Here is a 24422-nt window from a genome sequence, read left to right on the forward strand (position 1 = left end):
CGCCTTAATCAATTATTGTGCTAACACTGCTTTCTGCGCCTGGAAAATAGTCTCTATTCCCCCACGGGCCAGAGCCAGCAACGACAAGAGTTCTTCGTGACTGAATGGTTCGCCTTCTGCGGTGCCCTGCACCTCAATCATCCGGCCATCTTCCATCATCACCACATTCATATCCGTTTCTGCGGCAGAATCTTCTACATATTCCAGATCGCAAAGGGCCTCGCCTTTAACGATACCGACAGAAACCGCAGCAACCAGACCTTTCATTGGGTTCGCTTTCAATTTACCCGCCGCGACCAGTTTATTCAGTGCATCGGCCAGAGCCACACAAGCACCACTGATTGAAGCAGTACGGGTACCACCATCAGCCTGCAACACATCGCAGTCTAAGGTGATAGTGAACTCACCTAATTTTTTCAAATCAACCGCAGCACGTAAAGAACGGGCAATCAGGCGTTGAATCTCTAAAGTACGGCCACCTTGTTTACCTTTCGCGGCTTCACGGGCATTACGGCTATGAGTAGCACGCGGCAACATGCCATATTCAGCAGTTATCCAGCCCTGCCCTTGGCCTTTGAGAAAGCGCGGAACACCCTCTTCGACCGTGGCGGTACACAATACTTTGGTATCGCCAAACTCAACCAATACTGAACCTTCAGCGTGTTTCGTGTAATTACGGGTCAGGGTGAGTGGGCGGACTTGTTGTGCTGCTCGGTCTGCTGGACGCATGGGCTTTCTCCGGCTTTAAATCGATATTGGTCGCGCATTATACGGCCTTAGTGATGTAATGCCTATCCTGCCTGCGCCTCGGAGGCTATAATCGCTGCATCTTTTCTTTAAAACGGGTACGCAACAATGATCCGCAGCATGACCGCTTACGCTCGGCGTGACATTAAGGGTGAATGGGGTAGCGCAGCCTGGGAGCTGCGTTCCGTTAACCAACGCTATTTAGAAACCTATATTCGCTTACCTGAACAATTTCGCAGTCTGGAACCAGTTATCCGCGAACGCATCCGTGGCCGCTTAACGCGCGGCAAAATTGAGTGCAACCTGCGTTTTGAACTGGATGCTAACGCACAAAGCTCTCTGATCCTTAATGAAAAACTGGCAAAGCAGTTAGTTGAGGCCGGTAACTGGGTCAAAATGCAAAGTGATGAAGGCGAGATAAATCCGGTGGATATTCTGCGCTGGCCGGGTGTCATGGCCGCTGAAGAGCAGGATCTGGACGCAATCAGTACCGAGCTAATGCAAGCATTGGATATCGTGCTGGATGACTTTATCGTTTCCCGCGAAACAGAAGGTGCGGCACTGAAAACCCTTATCGAACAGCGCCTTGATGGTGTTAGTGCGGAAGTGATTAAAGTCCGTGCGCATATGCCAAATATCTTGCAGTGGCAACGTGAACGCTTGCTCAATAAGCTGGAAGAAGCGCAAGTCCAACTGGAAAATACCCGTCTGGAGCAAGAATTGGTGTTGATGGCGCAACGTGTCGATGTTGCCGAAGAGCTAGATCGCCTGGAAGCGCACGTTAAAGAAACGCACAATATTCTGAAGAAGAAAGAAGCGGTAGGCCGTCGCCTTGATTTTATGATGCAAGAATTTAACCGCGAATCGAATACGCTGGCATCAAAGTCTATCAATGCCGACGTGACCAACTCCGCTATCGAACTGAAAGTACTAATCGAGCAAATGCGCGAGCAGATTCAGAATATTGAGTAAGTTATCACGCTAGCACTCACTAAGTCTCACTGCCCCTCGAAGTACACCTCAAGCCCGTGTCACTACGGGCTTTTTTAGCGCTATAAATTTTTATGGTCGAATACTTTCTGCAACCATATATTCCCCCTGGGGTTGATTGAATTTTCAGCAATGGAAATGTAAATTTAAGAAGTAACAACATGCGTACATATGCCTCAATCCAAGCCAGAGCCAATACTTCAGAAGTTCTGAACTCTGCAACTCACGATGAACCGATGGGAATTGCTTGCAAAGAGAGTAGCGCCGTAGTGGTGAAAAGGTTATTTAATGGTTTGTGATATACACTAACCACAGCTCATGCTTAGTATCACCCGTCCTAGGTTACTATTCAGTCTGAGTCAGGTGAATCAATGGGAAAGGTTTCCCCTCGCCATCCAATTCTGAGCGACCGATTTTTATAAATCCGCATTTTAGATAAAAAGTTAATGCCGCTGGATTTTGCTCATTCACATCCACACGCAACTTTCCCTTTAAATGCTGAGCATGAACCAGCAACGCTTTACCAATACCTTTACCGTGATAAGCGGGATCAATAAACAACGTTTCTACTTTGTTACTATCCAGGCCGATAAATCCTACGATCTCGGTACTATTTTCAAATAACCACACCTCCAGAGCAGGTAAATAGATATCCCGCACCTGTGGCAAATAAAACTGAATATCAGTTTCGGTTAAGAATAAATGTGTTTCTCTTACTGCGAGTTCCCAAACCTCAACCAAACGGGATATATCCGCAAGTGTCGCCTTTCTTATCATCTATACCTCAAATTTTCACCTCAGAGACAAGCGTAATTATCACTGACCGTAGAAGGATGAAACAAGACCGTATTTGTTCCAAACAACGCGAGGTGAGCACTTTTTTCCCTAGCCATCAGGTGTATGTTGAATAAATATAATCAGTTACTGATTAATCGCTTAACGATAGTCGCAAATAATACTCATGTCAGTGTAGAGTATGTAGGTAAGGAGAAAACATGCAGTTAACCGTATTAGTTGATAATAATACCTTGATAGATAAGTACCTTACCGCCGAACCTGGTGTCTGCTATCACTTACGAATTGACGAAAAATCATTTCTTTTTGATACCGGTTACTCCGATGTTTTTCTGAGTAATGCGGCCATTTTAGGCATTAACCTGACTGAGATAGACAGTATTGTCCTTTCTCATGGGCATAACGACCATAGCTGGGGGCTAAACCACCTTGCACAGCATCTTGATCGGGTAAACCATCAATATGCCAAGAAAATAAAGATTGTTGCTCATCCCAATGCTTTTCTGCCGAAATACTATGAAGATAAATCTATAGGGGCTAATTTACCGGCGGATGGTTATCCGATGCTTTTCGAACGGGTCGAACAGCCTGGGGTATATTACCTTACCGATAATTTACTCTTTTTAGGGGAGATTGCGCGTAACAACGATTTCGAAGGGCTAGAGCCTATTGGCGAAACTGTCGATTGCTGCGGCCATAAAGTTGAAGATTTTGTTACCGATGATAGTGCAATGGTTTATACCAGCCCTGAAGGTATCGTAATAATCACAGGCTGCTCTCACTCTGGTATCTGCAATATTATCGATTATGCTATTAAAGTTACCAACGATAAACGTGTGCGTGCAGTTATTGGCGGCTTTCATTTATTAAATGCCAGTAGTGAGATTCTATCCAGAACATCTGACTATTTTAAACAACTCAATGCTAAAGCAGTTTATCCCTGCCACTGTACTGATCTTAAAGCCAAAATAGCCCTAGCTAATACAGTTAATATTGAAGAAGTCGGCGTTGGCATGATACTGAACTTTTAGTAATTAAAGTGCCCAATTTGAGCAGTAATAACGAGAATCATCTGATTATTATAATTCCATAATATTTGTAAGTGTTTGTGTATGGCAAGAGGTTTAAAGCTAATGCATAATCCCTGCTGGAATTTTAACGCTCAAATAAGAAGGATTTCGTAATGCTTAAGAATGTACTTTTTTTCGATGCTTTGCTAACACCAAAAATTCTTACTGGTTTATATTGGCTTTTACTGGTGCTCATCATTTTTCCGGCGTATTTGTAATGATAAATACCAGCGTCATCGGCGGCTTTTTTAGCATCCTTGCTGGTGGCCTTACTTCTCGAATCTGTTTTGAAATGATCATGATCGCATTCAAAAACAATGAATATCTGAAAAGAATCGCAGAAAAACCATAATTGGGATTTGGGTATTCTTACTTCATTTGAAATGGAATACCCTAATTGCTCACCATTTTGCTGTTGTAGTGATGTTAACCCGCCCAAAGTCACACTTCTCTCCCTCGAACAAGCGGCTCTTCTTCATTATTTTATCAATTAAAATATTTTGTACAAATCAATGTAACAATATAAAAAATATGATGTTTTTTTATTTTTCCCATGCTTACCTTTCTTCTTATGCCACAATTTGAGAGCAGAAAGGGCATTTAATATGTTTATGACTACTATCTAATATCAGGTATGAAGAAATTACACATATACTTTATTGGTTGGTCGGTCTAGACAGGGTCGTTTTATAAGGGCCAGAATTACCACCATCACAGGGTAAGCCAGAAATAGCGTTGCTTAAATTTTCTGGCTAAGGTAAGTAAAAGACACATATACACTTTTAGGGGATCGCGTATGTTCGAAGACCAAAACACATCGATCCTTGATACCTATTTTGGTACCCATAGCCCTTTTTGGCGACTGGCTTTTGATAGTCAAGCTTTAGAGTTGTCAGCGATTAAAGGGACTACAAATATTGCTATTCCCCTTAATTCAGTTCAAACAATGAAAATTCGGGGCTTAACCGGCATTACTGCCAGTTTAGATATTGAAATCGAGATTTATGGTAATCCACTTCATTTACATCTGGTGGGCCGTAAAGTTAATGACAAAGAATGGGGCGGAACGGCTTCCGCGTACGCGGATACTGAATCAGTAGCGCGCGATTTAGTAATGGGGCTTTCCTTTGCAGAACAAGTGGTTTCTGAAGCTAACTCAGTCATTGTGATTCTCGATAAAGATGGTTATGTACAGCGTTTCAATCACCTTAGCGAAGAATATACCGGTAAAAAAGAACAAGATGTCATTGGTAAAAATGTTTACGACTTGTTTATGACAGCCAAAGAGGGAGCCTCATCACGTAAAAATATTGAGGGCTTCTTCCAGCGCGGTGCATCTTACGAAGTTGAGCGTTGGGTTAATACCGTAAAAGGAAAACGTCTCTTTTTATTCCGCAATAAGTTTGTTCACAGTGGCAGTGGCAAAAACGAGCGTTACCTTATCTGTTCTGGTACCGATATTACTAAAGAAAGGCGTGCTCAAGAGCGTTTGCGGATTTTGGCTAATACCGACATGATTACTGGCCTGCCTAATCGCCACGCTATTCATGAACGTATTAATAGCGCGATCCTAACTCGTGGTGATTCTTCGGTGGGGATTATTTACCTCGATCTCGATAATTTTAAAAAAGTGAACGACCATTACGGTCATATGTTTGGTGATCGCTTACTGAAAGATGTCTCACTCGCCATTTTAAGTTGTTTGGGTGAAAGTGAAATGCTTGCCCGGTTAGGCGGTGATGAGTTTATTGTTCTGGTCGAGAATGCCTCGATGAGCTTACTGGAGGCAACTACACAGCGTATTCTCAACCGCATGAAATTGCCCTTCCGAGTAGGATTGATTGAAGTATATACTGGGTGCTCTATCGGGATAGCACTGTGCCCTGAACATGGCGATACACTAGAGAATATTATCCGTAGCGCAGATACTGCCATGTACACCGCAAAAGAACATGGAAAACAGACCTATTCGATTTTTTCACAAGAGATGAATAAGAAAGTATCTGAATACGTCTGGCTAGATACCAATTTACGTAAGGGTTTAGAACAACATCAATTACAAGTTTTTTACCAACCCAAGATATCTGCCAAAACGGGTAAAGTTCATAGTGTCGAAGCATTAGTCCGATGGTTATCACCTGAGCGTGGTTTAATCGCCCCACTTGAATTTATCTCCTATGCCGAAGAATCCGGGTTGATCGGACCATTGGGAAAATGGGTACTGCAAACCTCAATGCAACAAGCGGTAAATTGGAAAAAACGTGGAATTAACTTGCGGGTGGCAGTCAATGTGTCAGCCAGGCAATTAATTGATGAAGCTATCGTAACCAGTTTTATTGAGTCTCTTGAATCCAGCGAATTAGAATCAAGTTTGGTTGATGTTGAATTAACCGAAAGTTGCTTAATTGATGATGAAGATGCAGCTATCAATATCATGAAACAACTACGTCACTTGGGTGCTCAGGTTCATTTGGATGACTTCGGCACTGGCTATTCTTCACTTTCTCAATTGGCCCGTATCCCTATTGATGCCATTAAATTGGATCAAAGTTTTGTTCGTGATATTGATAATAATCCTATTTCACAATCTCTGGTTAAAGCCATTATCGTTGTCGCTGAGGCACTTAAAATGCGGGTGATTGCAGAAGGTGTGGAAACTAAAGGGGAAGAAGAATTCCTGGATTCTATTGGCATTGATGAAAAGCAGGGATTTCTTTACGCCAAACCAATGCCCGCAGATGAACTGGAGCATTGGCTGGTAACACAACACCCTCACCTTTCATTGGATTAGGTGCATAACGTTATATTGCTTTTGGCATTGCCGAAGTATGCCGGTCTTGTAACGTAACCAACCGTTCGATATAGGCAATATCTTTCGGCTCAATAGAAAATGCAGAATCAACCCAATCCTCAGTGATATCCATCAGTTCTGAACGCGTTAATTGTAAAACACGTTGCCGGACCCTAATCATCGCTCTCATACCATTTAACTTCGGCCTGATCGTATCTATAAAGGTGCGAGTAGCAAGATAAGCATCTCCCGGCTGAAATAACTTATCAACTAAGCCACGACTCTCATACCATTCCGCTGCATGAGACTCACCCGTCCAAATCAATTGTTCAGCTACCCTCATTCCTGCTTTTCTGGCAACAAGCGAATACCCCCCCATGCCAGGAAATAGATTAAATGCAATTTCTGGGAATCCCATTCTGGCTGTAGTTTGTGCCAGAACAAAATGATGGGCTAATGCTGCCTCAAAGCCGCCACCTAACGCGCTGCCCTCAATCATCGCAATAGAGATAGCACCAGTATCAAAGCCACGGGAAGCCGCATGAACACAATCTACGCATGCACGCGCATATGCCATTAACGCTTCTCGTTTGCGGTTTTTGATCATATGCGCGAAAAAGTTTAAGTCCCCCCCTACATTAAACATATTGGGCACCACCGAACCCGTCACCCAAAAATCAAAAGGTAACTTTGATTCTTTAGCGGCTTGCGCGAGTGTCATAATATTTTCAATTAATTCCAGATTAAAACAAGGGCGCGGATGAGCGCGCAACAACATCCACATGGTATTACGCTCTTCTTCGTAATAGGCCGATATTTGAGATAAGTGGCCAGCCTCAGTAAAAGGGCGGCAGCTAGGAAGATTAATCATATTCATATTCCATCCAATGAGTTAGTTAAACACAAATAGTGCTATTTCTGCCGGATCCTCCTTGAGGACGCGCTAAACTTGCCGGAGTGATGGCAACTTAAGCTGGCAGATAAATAGTGAGTCACTCAATGGATAAATGATGAGAAAAGCAGTAAAAATTTTAACAATACGCATGTTTAGAGCTGTGTTAAGGCGCTAAATAGAATATATATTGCCAAGGCGGTAGAATTTCAGATGAAAAAAGCCTGCCGTTATGGATAAAATACTGGCTGAACTTTATCCCTGACGGATTTTTTATGCTGCAAATTCTGCACTTTCTTTTAGCGTTGATGACTATTGCAATACTGGCGTTGTTAGCCAGTCGTGACCGAAAAAATATTAGACTGCGCTATATTTTTCAGTTATTGGTTTTAGAAATTGCACTGGCTTATTTCTTTTTACACTCAGAAAATGGCCTGGGTGCGATAAAGTATTTTGCTGGATTATTCGAAACACTGATGAAATTTGCCTCAGTCGGTACTAGTTTTGTTTTTGGGGGAATGAACGAACAAGGCTTAGCATTTATATTCATGAACGTTCTTTGCCCGATCATTTTCGTTTCGGCACTGATTGGGATTTTACAGCACTTTCGTATATTGCCACTCATCATACGGGTGGTGGGCACGTTGTTATCCAAAGTAAATGGCATGGGGAAACTGGAGTCTTTCAATGCCGTAAGTACATTGATTTTAGGACAATCAGAGAATTTTATTGCTTACAAAGGGATTATTGCTGATATATCACCACGTAGAATGTACACCATGGCAGCAACGGCGATGTCAACAGTGTCCATGTCGATTGTAAGCGCTTATATGACTATGCTTGAGCCAAAATTTGTAGTAACTGCATTAATATTGAATATGTTTAGTACTTTTATTGTTCTTTCTATTATTAATCCTTACCCTGTTACTGAAGAACCCGAATTAAAGCTAAACAAACTTCATGAAGACCAAAGTTTTTTTGAGATGTTGGGGGAATATATTCTGGCTGGTTTTAAAATCGCTATGATTATAGCCGCGATGTTAATCGGGTTTATTGCCATAATTTCTGCTATTAATGCTTTATTTAGTAGCTTATTCAACATCAGTTTCCAAGAAGTGCTGGGATATCTATTTTATCCGCTTGCTCTGCTGATTGGCATTCCTACTCAGGATGCGTTACAGGCGGGGAGTATTATGGCTACCAAACTGGTGGCAAATGAGTTCGTTGCCATGATTGAATTAAAGAAAGTAGCAGCCGAAATGTCTCCACGTGGCTTAGGCATTCTTTCTGTCTTTTTAGTATCTTTTGCTAACTTTGCCTCAATTGGTATTGTTGCTGGTGCCATCAAAGGGCTGAATGAGCAACAAGGGAATATCGTTTCACGATTCGGATTAAAATTAGTCTATGGTTCAACCTTGGTCAGTTTACTTTCTGCCGCCGTTGCAGGACTTATTTTGTAATAAGGCAAGCTTTCATTCTAAGCCAAAAATAGGGCTATCAGCCTTTTATCTCTCGTAAATTGGAGATAAAAGGCTTGAAATGAATGTTAGAAATCTACGCACACAGTAGTATCAACTCGCATGACAGATTCTTGTGAAAACTGCTGTTTATAGCGGGAGCGCAAAGCTTCAATGGCGTCTTCTTTGCCATCTTTATGAATAAGGACTAATGCCTTACTGCTTTCTTTGGCAACTTTCCCATCATTTCCCAACCATTGCCCCTTGGCATCAATTACGGTCAAGCCTTCATTGAAGCGGCTAGTCACATCATTATCGACAAAAGACTGCCATTCAGTGATAGAAATAGCGGGGCCATGAGGCCGATTCAAACCGAAGTAGAGTGTGGTTTGTGTCATTGACTCACCTTTAATACAGGTCGGAGGTACAACTTTCACCGCTACAGTGTTTGCATGACCAGCGTTATCAACACAACCGCCCAGTAATACCCCGATAGCAACCATACCGGCAAACAATGCCCCACGATAACGCAACGGATTAACACGATTGTCCATGAACAAATCTCACTGAAATAAAAGATAAAAACTACCATCCCCTGAATGACTCTGCAATCACGCAAGAGGATCATACAAGCGTACTAATGTACTCTCACAGAGCTTTAACCTACTATTTTTACCCTACAATTATTCATGCCTAATTATTAATACATTCTTTTTTTATTTATATTTATTAGATATATAATTAATAAATTGATTAGTTAAAGTAATCTTAAATATATGACTTAGAAAATCTCAGTCGCGACAACCAGCCTTAGTCACTACTCTGCGGCCTTTACTGCCCTTAAGAAATTTGATTCATTATGCTACTCAGTGTTCTTTATATTATTGGTATTACAGCTGAAGCCATGACCGGGGCACTGGCTGCGGGCCGCCGTCAAATGGATATGTTTGGTGTCATTATTATTGCATCTGCAACGGCAATTGGTGGTGGTTCAGTCCGAGATATGCTGCTGGGCCATTATCCGCTGGGTTGGGTTAAACACCCGGAATACATTGTTATTGTCGCCGTTGCTGCAATCGTCACAACTTGGATGGCACCACTAATGAAGCATTTACGCCATTTGTTTTTGGTGCTTGATGCAATTGGGCTGATTGTTTTCTCTATTATTGGGGCACAAATCGCTCTTGATATGGGCCACAGTACGATAATTGCCGCCATTGCGGCCGTCATTACCGGCGTTTTTGGCGGCGTCCTGCGCGATATGTTCTGTAACAGTATCCCCTTGGTATTCCAGAAAGAAATCTATGCTGGTATCTCATTCGCTGCCGCCTGGATCTACATTACTCTGCAATACACACAACTGTCACATAATTGGGTTGTTATCATTACACTCGTCACCGGGCTAAGTGCACGACTGTTAGCATTACGATTCCGGCTGGGCCTGCCAATCTTCAAATATGACCATTCAGAGCATTAAGTCAGGTACGTGAAGGTTTACTCCTCAAGTTGGAACCCGCTAATATTCTGTTGCGATAAAAAGTCAGCCATAGCTTGCACCTCTGGGTGGTGTAAGAAATGAGTAATCTGTTTTGCTCGAATCGGCCCAATACCCGGTATTAAACTCCACTCGGCGATACTGCGTTGTTGTAGTGACCGCCATTGAGAATTGACAAGTGTACCCTGCGCAAAACCCAATGCCTGTAGCCATTGGGAAAAGGGTTTTTCCCTTGTGCTTTGAAATTGCTGATAAATATTTTCAGCACGGGCTATCCCTATGCCAGGAACATCCGCTATTTGGTCTTTCGTGAGAGATAGCCACCCCACCAAATCATTGATCAGCCCATGATGGATCAGCTCTCGCCAATATCCACTACTAACACTTTGTATATCTTGTCCTTTTTGGCCACTAAGCCATGTCAAACGAGAGAGAAGTTGCGGCTCACATTCAGGAGGGATAAGGCGAAAACAGCTCAATTGATGAAATTGATCCTCTGCTGGAGGAGTGAACGTCTGCCGTTGGCTTACCCGCCAAACAACACTATCCAACCGTGGAATACCATGCCCGGCCAGTGCGATAACGATTTGATCGCCAGATGTAATATCCCACTGCCGCCAACGCGCGACCGAGCCAACATTCACTCGCCGAATCCATTTGTCATCAATTTTTACTGGTGAAACCTGTAAAACGACTGTCACTCTACCAGTGCGGCCTATCGTGAAATGTATATCTTTAATTTCAGCAAGTTGCTGCTGTGGTGGGTATTTCCACGCCACAACCCAGTGCCCCGGAACGGCCTGCCAGTAGCGTCCGGCTGGCTCCTGTTCCTGACGGATAACAACGCCATCAGTTACAAAAGGCAGCGGTGTTTGCAACCAGTGTTTGCGAAAGTGTGCAACATCGCGACTTGATACTATTGGTTTGCTGTATTTAGCGGTCAAGGGGAAGCCCATCGCTTGCAATAGTGTCCCTTTCTCCACCATGCTGCTTGGTCCATCAGGCCATGCCCATATAAAAATGCCCAATTGGGGTAGTAATGCCGCTGGAGACTTACGCATAAGTGCGCCAGCAACTGTCGCCCTGGCATTGGCACCACCAGACGATGCTTGTTGATGGTCGTCCATTTGCAGGAATAGCTCCCCTTGCAGCGTTAACCAGGGAGGAGCGGTAGCAATATATTGAGGAATAGCAGTAATAAATGGTGCTTTGTCAGTCCAGTTCTGGCCTTTCAAACCATTTCCTCGACTGAGAAGTTGCATCAGTTTTCCATCCTGATACACCAGTGTTACTGCAACGCCATCTATTTTAGGCTGCACCCAGAGATTTTTCCGCCCCACCATCCAATCAGCCAGTGCAACTTCATTTTTAAGTTTTTTTAGTCCGGTATGCGCAACCGGATGAAGAAACTTCCCATTACCAGGAGTAAGTCTGTTTTCCTGTTTGTCCGGCAATAAATGGCATGACTGCCATAACTGCAATTTTTCCTGCAATTGATCGTAAACATCATCGGCATGCACGCTAATACCTTGCTGATGGTAAGCCACATTCCACTTATCCAGTTGTTTCTTGAGTGAGTTAATTTCAACCGACATTCTTTCTGGCGGCCATTCAGGGCAGATAGCTTCCGCTCTGGAGGACCAATGTATAAAACTGACTATCAACAGAACAAATATTTTTAAATTCAGCATGCTCATAAGTCCCTTTCCTTGGTGGCCGGAAGTAAAACCTGAAATGTCTTATCCGTCGAAGACCAAAAAAATTAAATGCGGGCGCTACCGAAAAATAGTTTTCTGCTTACAGCAACAAATGAAAATTACGCAATCTTCGCCGCAAAATCAGAAAATCGAGCTGTTTACAGACGAAACATTCAGGTGAAATGTGTTGTAACGCTGCATGACGCGTAGCAGCCGTGTATACTGTGCGGAGATTCACACTTCTGCTTTCTATATACACCCAAAGTAATTGGTGTTGCGGATAGGTAGCAAGCGAGCAAATCCTGATGCGCTGACTAAAGTCAGTGTTTTTGGAGAGAGGGCTGCTAGCGCCGTTGCAACGTCAAGTAAGAAGGGTATATCAACCTAATCAACTGAAACGTCATCATGGTCCAAGGCACGCTATACATCGTTTCCGCGCCCAGTGGGGCAGGGAAATCAAGCCTGATTCAGGCTTTGTTAAAAACACAACCGCTGTACGACACGCAGGTTTCTATTTCCCATACCACGCGTGCAATACGTCCGGGTGAGAATCACGGTGAACATTACTTCTTCATTTCTAAAGAAGAGTTTTGCCAGATGATTGATGACGATGCTTTCCTTGAGCATGCCAAAGTATTTGAAAATTACTATGGCACCTCACGTTTGGCGATTGAGCAGGTTCTTGCAACCGGTGTCGATGTATTTTTAGATATTGATTGGCAAGGTGCGCAGCAAATTCGCGCAAAAATGCCCACTGCACGCAGTATTTTTATTTTGCCGCCATCCAAGGAAGAATTGGATCGCCGCTTGCGAGGCCGTGGGCAAGATAGCGAAGAGGTTATCGCTAAGCGAATGGCGCAAGCTGTCGCCGAGATGACCCATTACGCTGAATATGATTATTTAATCGTAAATGATGATTTCAATCTGGCTTTATCTGATCTGAAAACCATTATTCGCGCAGAACGACTGCGTTTAGGCCGCCAGAAACAGCGGCATGACGCTTTAATCACCAAATTATTGGCAGACTGAACCGAGTTTCAGTATCATGCCCCGTCATTTCGTCACCTGTGGAGTAGCAGAATTATGGCACGCGTAACTGTTCAAGACGCTGTAGAGAAAATTGGTAACCGTTTTGACCTGGTGTTGGTCGCTGCTCGTCGGGCACGTCAAATCCAGTCCGGCGGTAAAGACGCACTGGTTCCAGAAGAAAACGATAAAGTTACTGTGATTGCGCTGCGCGAGATTGAAGAAGGCCTGATTACTAATCAGATTCTCGATGTTCGTGAACGCCAAGAACAGCAAGAGCAGGAAGCCGCAGAGATCCAAGCGGTAACCGCGATTGCTGAAGGTCGTCGTTAATTAGACAGCGAGTCTGCCTTGTACCTGTTTGAAAGCCTGAATCTGCTGATTCAACGTTACCTGCCAGAGGAGCAGATTAAGCGCCTCAAACAGGCATATCTTGTTGCACGTGATGCTCACGAGGGTCAGACACGCTCCAGTGGTGAGCCTTATATCACTCATCCTGTTGCTGTGGCCTGTATTCTCGCGGAGATGCGGCTCGATTACGAAACCTTAATGGCGGCGTTATTACATGACGTCATTGAAGATACTCCTGCTACATATCAAGATATGGAGCAGTTGTTTGGGAAAAGCGTAGCCGAGCTGGTCGAGGGTGTTTCTAAACTCGATAAACTGAATTTTCGTGACAAGAAAGAAGCTCAGGCGGAAAATTTCCGCAAAATGATCATGGCGATGGTGCAGGATATCCGCGTTATTTTGATCAAACTGGCTGACCGCACACATAACATGCGAACGCTGGGTTCCTTACGCCCAGATAAACGTCGCCGCATTGCACGTGAAACCCTTGAAATATACAGCCCACTGGCCCATCGGCTGGGTATCCATCATTTAAAAACCGAGCTGGAAGAGCTGGGTTTTGAAGCGCTCTACCCCAATCGCTATCGCGTAATTAAAGAAGTGGTGAAAGCCGCACGTGGTAACCGCAAAGAGATGATTCAGAAAATCTTGGCGGAGATTGAAGGGCGTCTGACTGAGGCCGGTATTCCTTGCCGAGTCAGTGGTCGTGAAAAGCATCTCTATTCCATTTATTGCAAAATGAACCTGAAAGAGCAGCGCTTTCACTCCATCATGGATATCTATGCTTTTCGGGTTATCGTCAAAGAAGTCGATACTTGCTACCGCGTGTTGGGTCAGGCTCACAGCCTGTATAAGCCACGCCCCGGTAGAGTGAAAGACTATATTGCCATCCCTAAGGCTAACGGCTATCAATCGTTACATACCTCATTAATCGGCCCTCATGGGGTTCCGGTCGAGGTACAGATTCGTACTGAAGATATGGATCAGATGGCCGAAATGGGGGTTGCTGCACACTGGGCTTATAAAGAGCAGGGTGAGTCTGGCACCACCGCACAAATTCGCGCTCAGCGCTGGATGCAAAGCTTGCTGGAGTTACAGCAAAGTGCAGGCAGCTCATTTGAATTTATTGAAAGCGTAAAATCTGATTTATTCCCTGATGAGATTTACGTTTTCACCCCAGAAGGGCGCATCGTTGAATTACCTGCCGGTGCGACACCTGTCGACTTTGCCTATGCCGTGCATACCGATATTGGCCATGCCTGTGTAGGTGCGCGTGTTGACCGTCAGCCCTACCCGCTTTCTCAGTCACTGAACAGTGGCCAGACCGTTGAGATTATTACCGCTCCGGGTGCTCGGCCAAATGCGGCCTGGCTGAACTTTGTTGTCAGCTCGAAAGCGCGAGCCAAAATTCGCCAGTTGCTGAAAAACCTGAAACGTGATGAATCGGTGAGCCTTGGCCGCCGGTTACTGAATCATGCGTTAGGAAATGGTCGAAAACTGTCTGATATTTCTGAAGATAATATCAAACATGAACTGGACCGTATGAAACTGGCGACGCTAGATGATTTGCTAGCAGAAATTGGCTTGGGTAATGCGATGAGTGTGGTAGTGGCCAAAAACCTGTTGGGTGACCTATCAACGCTGGCGACCTCTGGCACCCGTAATCTGGCAATCAAGGGTGCCGATGGTGTCCTAATTACCTTTGCCAAGTGCTGCCGTCCTATCCCCGGTGACCCGATTATTGCTCATATCAGCCCAGGCAAAGGTTTGGTTATCCATCATGAGTCTTGCCGTAATATCCGTGGCTACCAGAAAGAGCCTGAGAAATTTATGGCGGTTGAGTGGGATCAAGAGACTGAACAAGAGTTCATTGCTGAAATTAAAGTCGATATGTTCAATCAGCAAGGTGCTTTGGCAAATCTGACTGCGGCAATCAATGCAGCCGAATCTAATATTCAGAGCCTGAATACTGAAGAGAAAGATGGCCGGGTATACAGTGCCTTTATTCGCCTGACTACCCGTGACAGGGTCCATCTGGCTAACATAATGCGTAAGATTCGTATCATGCCAGATGTGGTTAAAGTCAGCCGTAATCGTAACTAACGCCTATGAATCCTCAACGCTATGCGCGGATTTGTGAAATGCTGGCTACCAGGCAGCCGGACCTAACGGTTTGCCTGGAGCAAGTACATAAACCTCATAATGTATCCGCTATCATTCGTACAGCTGATGCTGTCGGTATCCATCAAGTACATGCAATTTGGCCAACGACTCAGATGTATACACGACTCTCTTCCGCGGCCGGCAGCAACAGTTGGGTACAAGTCAAAACACACACTCATATTAGCGATGCCATTGCTCATCTGAAATCACAGAACATGCAAGTTCTGGCAACGCATCTGTCTGATAATGCTGTCGATTTTCGTGAAATAGACTATACCCGCCCAACCTGTATTTTGATGGGACAAGAGAAGACCGGTATATCTGAGGAAGCGTTAGCACTCGCGGACCAAGACATCATTATTCCGATGATCGGCATGGTGCAATCACTCAATGTTTCTGTCGCGTCTGCGTTGATTTTATATGAAGCCCAACGGCAGCGGCAAAATGCAGGTATGTATCAGCGAGCAAAAAGTGTCTTGTCCGAAGATGAGCAGCAACGGTTACTGTTTGAGGGGGGCTATCCGGTATTGGCACAAGTCGCCAAACGGAAAGGGCTACCTCAACCACATATTGATGAGCAGGGTCAGGTTATTGCCGATGCACAATGGTGGTCTGCCATGCAAGCCACGGAGTCTTAAATGAAAGGCCGCCTGCTGGATGCAGTACCCCTCAGTACACTTTCCGGTGTTGGCGCAAGTCAGGCTGGGAAGCTGGCTAAAATGGGGTTGGAAACCATCCAAGACCTACTGCTTCACCTCCCACTGCGTTATGAAGATCGTACTCGCCTGTATCGTATTGGCGATTTAATGCCTGGCCTCTCGGTTAATGTTGAGGGCGAGGTTCTACGTTCTGATATCACCTTTGGCCGCCGCCGCATGATGACCTGCCAAATCAGCGACGGTAGTGGTGTTCTCACTCTGCGTTTCTTTAACTTCAACGCTGCGATGAAAAACAGTTTGTCTCCGGGCAAGCATGTTATCGCCTACGGCGAAGTCAAACGGGGCAATACCGGGGCGGAAATCATTCACCCTGAATATCGGGTGCATGGCGAGAACATTGGCGTTGAATTACAAGAGTCCCTGACACCCGTTTATCCCACCACCGAAGGGATTCGTCAGGCGACCTTGCGCAAACTTATCGATCAAGCGCTGGCGATGCTGGATACTTGTGTTATTGCCGAATTATTGCCGATTGAGTTAAGCCGCTCACTCATTAGCTTGCCAGAAGCTATTCATACCCTGCATCGCCCACCAGCAAATATTCAGTTGACTGATTTAGATCAAGGCAAGCATCCTGCACAGCGGCGATTAATCATGGAAGAGCTAGTCGCTCATAACCTCAGTATGTTGGCTGTCCGGGCCGGCGCGCAAAGCTATCGGGCATTACCGCTATTGGCAGAGCAACAGCTCAAACAACGTTTTCTGGCCGCGCTACCTTTCAGCCCCACGCATGCCCAGCAACGGGTAGTGGCGGAGATTGAGCAGGATATGACCCATAACTTCCCGATGATGCGATTGATTCAAGGGGACGTTGGCTCAGGAAAAACATTGGTTGCAGCCCTGGCCGCGCTACGGGCAATTGCTCACGGCAAGCAGGTTGCTTTGATGGCACCCACCGAATTACTGGCAGAACAACATGCCTCCACTTTCCGCCAATGGCTAGAACCGTTGGGGCTGCAAGTGGGCTGGCTGGCTGGCAAGCAAAAAGGTAAAGCCCGTATAGCACAGCAAGAAGCTGTCGCCAGCGGTCAGGTTGCAATGGTTGTTGGCACCCATGCGATGTTTCAAGAACAGGTGCAGTTCTCTGGACTGGCGCTGGTTATTATTGATGAACAACATCGTTTTGGTGTTCATCAACGGCTCGCTTTATGGGAAAAGGGCGAGGAGCAAGGTTTCCATCCACATCAACTCATTATGACCGCGACCCCAATTCCAAGAACGCTGGCCATGACTGCCTATGCAGATCTTGATACCTCAGTGATTGATGAGCTTCCGCCAGGTAGAACACCGGTGACTACAGTGGCAATCCCTGATACCCGCCGCAGTGATGTTATCCAGCGAGTTAAAAATGCCTGTCTGGAAGAGGGTCGGCAAGCTTATTGGGTCTGCACACTGATTGAGGAATCGGAAGTCCTAGAAGCGCAGGCCGCCGAAGTAACTTGTGAAGAACTGAAAATTGCTTTGCCGGAAATTAAAGTCGGTTTAGTTCATGGGCGCATGAAAGGACCAGAAAAACAGGCAGTTATGCAGGCATTTAAACAGGGTGAGTTGCAGCTATTGGTGGCAACCACAGTGATCGAGGTTGGGGTCGATGTGCCTAACGCCAGCCTGATGATAATCGATAACCCGGAACGCTTGGGGTTAGCGCAATTACATCAGTTACGAGGCCGTGTCGGCCGTGGTGCTATCGCCTCTCATTGTGTATTACTCTATAAAACGCCGTTGAGTAAAACCGCCCAGATGCGTTTGCAAGTGTTGCGTGATAGTAATGATGGCTTTGTCATTGCCCAGCGAGATTTAGAAATCCGTGGACCGGGCGAATTGTTGGGAACACGGCAAACTGGAAGTGCGGAGTTCAAAGTGGCTGATTTACTGCGCGATCAGGCGATGATTCCCGAAGTCCAACGGGTAGCTCGCCATCTGCACCAGCAATATCCTGAACATGCACGCGCATTGATTGAGCGCTGGCTACCAGAGCGAGCGCGTTACACTAACGCTTAATAAATAAGGGGCAGGTAACCCCCCCCCCTAAGTGCAGTTACCCTACCACCGCTGGGAATATTGGCAGTAAAAGATACAGCTTAATCACGATCGCATTAGCGATATCAATAAAGAATGCGCCAACCATTGGTACCACTAAGAACGCCAGATGAGATGGGCCAAAACGGTCAGTAATCGCTTGCATATTGGCGATTGCAGTCGGTGTTGCACCCAGACCAAAACCACAGTGCCCCGCCGCCAGTACCGCTGCATCATAGTTTTTTCCCATGATGCGATAAGTGACAAAGATAGCGTACAACGCCATCGCCAGTGCCTGAACTGACAAAATTACCAGCATCGGTAATGCCAGTGAAGCCAGCTCCCAGAGCTTCAAACTCATCAGTGCCATTGCCAAAAACAGTGACAGACTGACATTGCCCAGCACTGATACCGCACGATCAAAGACTTTATAGAAGCCGATTGCCGACAACGTGTTACTGAGGATAACCCCGACAAACAGCACACAAACAAAGATTGGCAGTTCAAACATCGTGCCCTGCAACCAACCCGCAATCACATTGCCTGCCATCAGGCAGATAGCTATCATGGCGATGGTTTCAACTAACACCAACGAGGTGATCATGCGCCCCGCCGAAGGCTTTTCAAATGCGGAAGGGACTTCGCTGTCCTCCGGCGTACCATCGGGTGTGGAAGAGCGCTTCACCAGGTAGCGGGCTACCGGGCCACCAATCAATCCCCCCAGCACCAAACCAAATGTTGCACAAGCCATAGCAACTTCTGTTGCATTTTCAAAGCCATAGCGTTCAGAAAAGAGTTTACTCCACGCAGCACCAGTACCGTGCCCACCTGATAAGGTAATTGAGCCAGCTAGTAACCCCATCAACGGGTCTAGCCCCATCAATTTAGCAAGCGCAATACCAATTGCGTTCTGCATGAGCAACAAACCAATGACCACAAACACAAATACGCTCAAAGCTTTGCCGCCAGCACGTAAGCTAGCCAGATTGGCATTCAAACCAATAGTTGCAAAGAATGCCAGCATCAAGGGATCTTTGAGCGACATATCAAAACTGATTTCCCAGCCAAGAGTCTTTTGCATCAGCAACATCAAGAAGGCAACCAACAAACCGCCGGCTACTGGTTCAGGAATAGTGTATTTTTTCAGGAATGGGACAGTTTGTACGAGTTTTCGGCCTAATAATAAAACCAAGCAGGCCGCGACTAGCGTGCCATAGGTATCGAGATGAAACATCTTGGTACTCCATGCGATTGAAATATCGATTAAAAATATGACGTTAGACAGTTCCTTAAAAACGCCAAAACAGTTAAGGAAGGAATTAGAAGAAAAAACGCCGCCCATTACAAGTTTAGTAATAGAAAAATGCAGGTGAGCACCGAATAGAATTATTTTTAAAAACGCAGCGCAACCGATTGCTTTTGTGAGCCGGATCATTAAAATGCCCTCTTTGCCGATCCGGGAATGCCACTCCATGTCTACGCAATCCGCCGAGCTTGATACTCCACAGCAAGCAGCCACTCGCCCCAGCGAATTGATTTACCGTTTAGAAGACCGCCCCCCACTCGCCCAAACATTGTTCGCTGCTTGCCAGCATTTATTGGCGATGTTTGTCGCAGTGATAACCCCTGGCTTATTGATTTGTCAGGCGCTGGGACTACCAGCGGAAGATACCCAACGCATTATTAGCATGTCGCTATTTGCCTCCGGCTTGGCATCGTTACTGCAAATTAAAACCTGGGGGCCAGTTGGCTCTGGCCTATTATCGATTCAGGGCACCAGTTTTAACTTTGTTTCGCCATTGATTATGGGTGGCCTGGCGCTAAAAAACGGCGGCGCAGATATCCCAACCATGATGGCGGCACTGTTTGGTACGCTAATGGTGGCGTCCTGCACCGAAATTATACTTTCCCGCTTCCTGCATCTGGCGCGCCGCATTATCACCCCACTGGTATCTGGTATCGTGGTGATGATCATCGGTTTGTCATTGATTCAGGTTGGGCTGACATCAATTGGCGGCGGTTATGGTGCAATGAGTGACCATACCTTTGGCGCACCGAAAAACCTGCTATTAGCGGGTGCCGTATTAGTCGTGATTATTCTACTGAACCGCCAGCGCAACCCGTATTTGCGTGTGGCCTCTTTAGTCATTGCGATGGCCGTGGGTTACTTGCTGGCCTGGTCGTTGGGTATGTTGCCAGAGAGCCGCCCGGTGGTAGATACCGCGCTGATCACTATCCCAACACCACTCTATTATGGCCTCTCCTTTGATTGGAATCTGCTGGTACCACTGATGTTAATCTTCATGGTGACCTCACTGGAGACCATTGGTGATATCACCGCGACCTCGGATGTCTCTGAACAACCTGTTCATGGCCCGTTGTATATGAAACGCCTGAAAGGTGGTGTGCTGGCGAATGGTTTGAACTCCATGCTGTCGGCGGTGTTCAACACCTTCCCTAACTCCTGCTTCGGCCAGAACAATGGCGTGATCCAGTTGACCGGTGTTGCCAGTCGTTATGTCGGTTTCGTTGTTGCACTGATGCTGATTGTACTGGGCTTGTTCCCGGCGGTTGCAGGTTTCGTGCAACATATTCCTGAACCAGTGTTGGGGGGCGCCACGCTGGTGATGTTCGGTACTATTGCCGCTTCCGGCGTGCGTATTGTCTCTCGTGAAACACTCAATCGCCGCGCTATTATGATTATGGCTCTGTCATTGGCAGTTGGTATGGGTGTGGCACAACAGCCATTGATTCTACAATTCGCGCCAGATTGGGTAAAAACGCTGCTTTCTTCCGGGATTGCTGCCGGTGGTATTACTGCCATTGTGCTTAACTTACTCTTCCCACAAGAAAAATAATCTTTACATCAACACGTCAATGAAATGGCCGGTCGTAAACGATCCCGGCCATTTTTTTATCGCCGGATAACTGATTGTCTATTGAGCTCATGGACAAATTACGGCATAAACAGGGTTCCGTATCACCGACAGGCGTGGAAAGACCGGATGAAATTTCTCGGGAAAGTGCTGCTAACGTTATTACTACTACTGGTGCTGTCCGTAGTGCTGTGTTACGTATTGCTCCAAACCAGTTGGGCTGCCGGTTGGCTGAGCCGTTGGGTTAGTGATAATAGTGAATATCGCCTCTCTCTGGGTAAAATAGACCACTCATGGTCCCAACCGGGACAAATCAGTTTCAGTGATATCACTCTGGGCCGGGCCAATCAGCCTCCGTTTCTTGTTGCCCAACAAGCGCTGTTTGGCCTGAGTTGGCGGCAACTGACCGAGCCTCGTCACCTTCTCAGTCTCAATCTGCAAAATGGTCGTTTAATCCTCAGTAACAGCCCATCACCGCTGCCATTACAGGCTGATACCTTGCAGTTGACTAATATGGCCCTCGATACCACTCTTGAGGCGAAAAACTCAGCAACTCAGTGGAAGATTGCGGGTCAGCAAGTGACTGGCGGTTTGGTGCCTTGGCAGCCACAACCGGGTAATAGCCTTGGCGAAAATGCTCAATTTCAGTTTAGTGCCGGTTCTTTAACCATTAACGGTATTACCGCGCAACAACTTTATCTGCAAGGCTCGATACAGAAAAATGCCCTGACCCTAACCAATTTTGGGGCAGATATCGCGCAGGGTGAATTGACCGGTAACGCCAGCCAAGCGGCTGATGGCAGTTGGCTGGTCGATCGCCTGCGGCTCAGCAATATTCGCCTACAAACACCAGCATCGATAGATGATGTTTGGAATACATTCTTACAACTCCCGCCGATTACGCTAAAACGGTTTGATTTAATTGATGCGCGAGTAGAAGGGAAAAGCTGGGCATTTAATGACCTCGATTTGACGCTAAAAAATATCACGTTTAAACAAGGCGATTGGCAAACAGAGGATGGCGAACTGTCCTTCAATGCCGGTGATATTATCAAGGGTAATATTCATCTGATTGACCCAATAGCAACATTTACTTTATCTCCGGCTGGCGTCGCAATTAATCAGTTCTCAACCCGCTGGCAGGATGGTCTATTAAGAACTCAGGGGAATTGGGCGCGCGATACTCATCGCCTGCAATTGGATGAACTGACACTGGTCGCGCTGGTTTACACTCTGCCTGCCGATTGGAAGCAACAATGGCAACAAACATTGCCAAACTGGCTATCCGAGGTGTACGTCGGCAAGCTTAGTGCTAATCGTAACTTGTTGATTGATATCAGCCCTGACTTCCCCTTCCAGATTACATCGCTGGACGCCGCAGGCACTAACTTACTGTTGGCAAAAAACCATCAGTGGGGTGTATGGTCTGGCTCATTAATGTTGAATGCAGGTAATGCGACATTTAATAAAAATGATATTCGCCGTCCGTCACTGGCCCTCAATGCCAATGAACAACAGATTACATTTAGTGAGTTAAGCGCATTCACCAAAGAGGGCTTACTGGAGTCCACCGCCAGTATTGACCAAACGCCTGCCCGCGCCTTATCACTGGCGCTGACCGGCCGTTCTGTCAATCTGGATATCTTGCAAAACTGGGGTTGGCCAGCATTACCGTTGCATGGCCTGGGCAACCTAAAATTACAGATAAAAGGAAGTCTGGCTGCCGATACACCATTGAAACCTACTGTTAGCGGCTCTCTACAAGCTACTGACAGCAATGGGCAACAAGTCAATCAAACTATGCAGCATGGTGAAGTGCATAGCGTAGCGGGGCAATAAGGGCGTTTTACACTGCCCTACCAGATTGCTGCTGGGTGACAACGCCGATTACATGATATTTTTCATGTAATCGGCACAGAAGTTTGTCCTACATAAGAGGGAACGAACCCGAATATTCAAAGAAACTCTGCGGCACATAATTATTAATCTTATTTTCATAACAATACTCTATAACCTGCCGTTTACTGGTTACACCGGCTTTTCTATAGATGCTTTGGATTATATTGCAGACTGACCTGGTTGATAAATGGATTTTTTTAGCAATCTCTTTACTTGAGAAAGCATGTAAAATATAAAACAATACCTCCCATTCTCTTTTGGTGAATAATGCAGATGGAGGTGTAAAGATAAGTGATATCGGAACTTTTATTTTATTTAAACGCGTTAACATTATATCTTGTACGGGCCGCCCATGACAAATAACTCCTTGGGATATGCCATGTTCATCTATTAGTGGGTATTTGTCACTAAAATAAGGTGTGAAATATGAACGGCCATCATATAGCTGAATATCAACTGATGCTACGCGGTCCTGTGATAATTCTACCTGACGACCCTGCTGCTGAAATTCGTCCTGAAAATCTGCTGATGGCGTAGGAATCTCACCATCTAACCGACCTTCAAGGTTGTATTTTCCAGGTAAATTGAATAATTTATAAACTCGTCTATTGGCATAAATAAATCTTGATTGATTATCTTTTACCGCCCAAGGTTCAGAACTGTGTTCCCAGAACCGGATTAATATCTCAAGCGATTGCTTTAGGTTTTTTTCCATTTCAATCCTCCCATTATATTTAGTTTTACTTACCCAGCCAGTGGGAAGGAACCCGAGTATTCAAAGAAGCTCTGCGGAACATAATTATTTATCTTATTTTCATAACAATACTCAACAACCTGTTTTTTACTGGTCACACTGGCCTTTCGATAGATTTTTTGAGTTATATTACAAACTGTTCTGGTGGATAAATGGATTTTTTTAGCAATCTCTTTACTTGAGAAAGCATGTAAAATATAAAACAACACCTCCCATTCTCTTTTAGTAAATAATTTTGATGGCGGGGTAAAGATAAGTGAGGTGGGGACTTTTATTTTACCTAAATTTGTTAACAACATATCATGCACAGGTCTTACATGGAAAATAACACCTTGCGATATCCCATCGCTATCTATTAACGGATATTTGTCACAGAAATTAGGCTTAAAATAGGAAAGGCCATCCCACTCATGTATTTCAACCGCTGTTATACGATCCTGCAATAGCTCTACCTTACGGTCATGCTCTTGAAACTCAACCTCAAAATCTGATATTGGAGTGGGAAGTTCGCCATCAGACCGCCCCTCTACACAGTATTTATCCGGTAAAGCTAATAATTTATTGAATCTGTTATTTGCATAAATAAATCTTGATTGATTATCTTTAACCCCCCAAGGTTCTGAACTATGCTCCCAAAACCGTATTAATACCTCAAGCGAGTTTAGTAATGTCTTATCCATC

General features: G+C 45.4%; 22 protein-coding genes. 13 read left to right on the forward strand and 9 right to left on the reverse strand.

What is annotated here, in order from left to right; translation table 11 throughout:
- Nucleotides 1-12 precede the first annotated feature (12 nt).
- Entirely contained in the window at nt 13-729 is a 717-nt protein-coding gene (gene rph, locus V1955_RS21835; RefSeq protein ID WP_083161705.1) for a ribonuclease PH, read from the reverse strand.
- Between the two features lie 126 nt (nt 730-855).
- On the opposite strand from rph, the gene V1955_RS21840 reads away from it, so the two are divergent.
- Both V1955_RS21840 and V1955_RS21845 read left to right on the forward strand, forming a co-directional pair.
- Complete coding sequence (locus tag V1955_RS21840; RefSeq protein WP_005191086.1) at nt 856-1719, forward strand: YicC/YloC family endoribonuclease; 864 nt, start codon at nt 856-858, stop codon at nt 1717-1719.
- A 179-nt stretch (nt 1720-1898) separates the two neighbouring features.
- A complete protein-coding gene (locus V1955_RS21845) occupies nt 1899-2036 on the forward strand; it encodes a hypothetical protein (RefSeq protein WP_193784755.1) in 138 nt (45 codons plus the stop codon).
- Between the two features lie 46 nt (nt 2037-2082).
- Here V1955_RS21845 and V1955_RS21850 read toward each other — a convergent pair whose 3' ends face one another.
- Nucleotides 2083-2514 carry a GNAT family N-acetyltransferase gene (locus V1955_RS21850; RefSeq protein WP_083161676.1) on the reverse strand — a complete coding sequence of 144 codons (432 nt, stop codon included), beginning with the start codon at nt 2512-2514 and terminating at the stop codon, nt 2083-2085.
- A 218-nt stretch (nt 2515-2732) separates the two neighbouring features.
- On the opposite strand from V1955_RS21850, the gene V1955_RS21855 reads away from it, so the two are divergent.
- Nucleotides 2733-3563: an MBL fold metallo-hydrolase gene (locus tag V1955_RS21855; protein WP_083161674.1), complete on the forward strand. Its 831-nt coding sequence runs from the start codon at nt 2733-2735 to the stop codon at nt 3561-3563.
- A gap of 124 nt (nt 3564-3687) precedes the next feature.
- Here the strand turns inward: V1955_RS21855 and V1955_RS21860 are convergent, their stop codons facing one another.
- Nucleotides 3688-4047, reverse strand: a complete 360-nt coding sequence (locus V1955_RS21860; RefSeq protein WP_442821390.1) for a hypothetical protein — start codon at nt 4045-4047, stop codon at nt 3688-3690.
- A gap of 351 nt (nt 4048-4398) precedes the next feature.
- On the opposite strand from V1955_RS21860, the gene pdeR reads away from it, so the two are divergent.
- Nucleotides 4399-6393, forward strand: a complete 1995-nt coding sequence (pdeR, locus tag V1955_RS21865) for a cyclic di-GMP phosphodiesterase (RefSeq protein ID WP_442821391.1) — start codon at nt 4399-4401, stop codon at nt 6391-6393.
- Between the two features lie 10 nt (nt 6394-6403).
- On the opposite strand, the gene V1955_RS21870 is transcribed toward pdeR, so the two are convergent.
- Entirely contained in the window at nt 6404-7270 is an 867-nt protein-coding gene (locus tag V1955_RS21870) for a crotonase/enoyl-CoA hydratase family protein (protein ID WP_102970503.1), read from the reverse strand.
- Nucleotides 7271-7560: 290 nt separating this feature from the next.
- Between V1955_RS21870 and V1955_RS21875 the strand changes: the two genes are divergently transcribed.
- On the forward strand, nt 7561-8745 hold the full coding sequence (locus V1955_RS21875) for a NupC/NupG family nucleoside CNT transporter (protein WP_083161668.1): 1185 nt from the start codon (nt 7561-7563) through the stop codon (nt 8743-8745).
- A gap of 86 nt (nt 8746-8831) precedes the next feature.
- On the opposite strand, the gene V1955_RS21880 is transcribed toward V1955_RS21875, so the two are convergent.
- Nucleotides 8832-9296, reverse strand: coding sequence for a DUF3574 domain-containing protein (locus V1955_RS21880; RefSeq protein WP_442821392.1), 465 nt, complete (start codon nt 9294-9296; stop codon nt 8832-8834).
- 305 nt (nt 9297-9601) lie between these two features.
- On the opposite strand from V1955_RS21880, the gene V1955_RS21885 reads away from it, so the two are divergent.
- Entirely contained in the window at nt 9602-10219 is a 618-nt protein-coding gene (locus tag V1955_RS21885; RefSeq protein ID WP_442821393.1) for a trimeric intracellular cation channel family protein, read from the forward strand.
- A 17-nt stretch (nt 10220-10236) separates the two neighbouring features.
- Here V1955_RS21885 and ligB read toward each other — a convergent pair whose 3' ends face one another.
- On the reverse strand, nt 10237-11934 hold the full coding sequence (gene ligB / locus V1955_RS21890; RefSeq protein ID WP_442821394.1) for an NAD-dependent DNA ligase LigB: 1698 nt from the start codon (nt 11932-11934) through the stop codon (nt 10237-10239).
- 405 nt (nt 11935-12339) lie between these two features.
- Between ligB and gmk the strand changes: the two genes are divergently transcribed.
- Genes gmk through recG form a run of 5 tightly spaced genes read left to right on the forward strand, consistent with a single transcriptional unit; the run spans nt 12340 to nt 18194 of the window.
- A complete protein-coding gene (gmk, locus tag V1955_RS21895) occupies nt 12340-12963 on the forward strand; it encodes a guanylate kinase (protein WP_005191120.1) in 624 nt (207 codons plus the stop codon).
- A 54-nt stretch (nt 12964-13017) separates the two neighbouring features.
- Nucleotides 13018-13293, forward strand: coding sequence for a DNA-directed RNA polymerase subunit omega (gene rpoZ, locus V1955_RS21900; RefSeq protein ID WP_004392061.1), 276 nt, complete (start codon nt 13018-13020; stop codon nt 13291-13293).
- Between the two features lie 18 nt (nt 13294-13311).
- Nucleotides 13312-15414, forward strand: a complete 2103-nt coding sequence (gene spoT, locus V1955_RS21905) for a bifunctional GTP diphosphokinase/guanosine-3',5'-bis pyrophosphate 3'-pyrophosphohydrolase (RefSeq protein ID WP_083161661.1) — start codon at nt 13312-13314, stop codon at nt 15412-15414.
- A 5-nt stretch (nt 15415-15419) separates the two neighbouring features.
- The gene (gene trmH / locus V1955_RS21910; RefSeq protein WP_420073499.1) at nt 15420-16112 is read left to right on the forward strand and encodes a tRNA (guanosine(18)-2'-O)-methyltransferase TrmH; all 693 of its coding nucleotides are present in this window, start codon (nt 15420-15422) and stop codon (nt 16110-16112) included.
- Nucleotides 16113-18194: an ATP-dependent DNA helicase RecG gene (recG, locus tag V1955_RS21915; protein WP_372569803.1), complete on the forward strand. Its 2082-nt coding sequence runs from the start codon at nt 16113-16115 to the stop codon at nt 18192-18194.
- A gap of 37 nt (nt 18195-18231) precedes the next feature.
- On the opposite strand, the gene gltS is transcribed toward recG, so the two are convergent.
- Nucleotides 18232-19446 carry a sodium/glutamate symporter gene (gene gltS / locus V1955_RS21920; RefSeq protein WP_083163981.1) on the reverse strand — a complete coding sequence of 405 codons (1215 nt, stop codon included), beginning with the start codon at nt 19444-19446 and terminating at the stop codon, nt 18232-18234.
- A 238-nt stretch (nt 19447-19684) separates the two neighbouring features.
- Here gltS and V1955_RS21925 point away from each other — a divergent pair, with 238 nt between their 5' ends.
- Nucleotides 19685-21070, forward strand: a complete 1386-nt coding sequence (locus V1955_RS21925) for a uracil-xanthine permease family protein (protein ID WP_083161655.1) — start codon at nt 19685-19687, stop codon at nt 21068-21070.
- A gap of 147 nt (nt 21071-21217) precedes the next feature.
- Nucleotides 21218-22927, forward strand: coding sequence for an AsmA family protein (locus V1955_RS21930; RefSeq protein ID WP_372569805.1), 1710 nt, complete (start codon nt 21218-21220; stop codon nt 22925-22927).
- 88 nt (nt 22928-23015) lie between these two features.
- Here V1955_RS21930 and V1955_RS21935 read toward each other — a convergent pair whose 3' ends face one another.
- Both V1955_RS21935 and V1955_RS21940 read right to left on the reverse strand, forming a co-directional pair.
- Nucleotides 23016-23702 (reverse strand): helix-turn-helix transcriptional regulator, encoded by a 687-nt coding sequence (locus tag V1955_RS21935; RefSeq protein WP_442821395.1) that lies wholly within the window; start codon nt 23700-23702, stop codon nt 23016-23018.
- A 29-nt stretch (nt 23703-23731) separates the two neighbouring features.
- The gene (locus tag V1955_RS21940) at nt 23732-24421 is read right to left on the reverse strand and encodes a helix-turn-helix transcriptional regulator (RefSeq protein WP_442821469.1); all 690 of its coding nucleotides are present in this window, start codon (nt 24419-24421) and stop codon (nt 23732-23734) included.
- Between the last annotated feature and the right edge of the window lies 1 nt (nt 24422).

Source organism: Yersinia sp. 2545 StPb PI (assembly GCF_052217125.1).
Taxonomy (GTDB): domain Bacteria; phylum Pseudomonadota; class Gammaproteobacteria; order Enterobacterales; family Enterobacteriaceae; genus Yersinia; species Yersinia enterocolitica_E.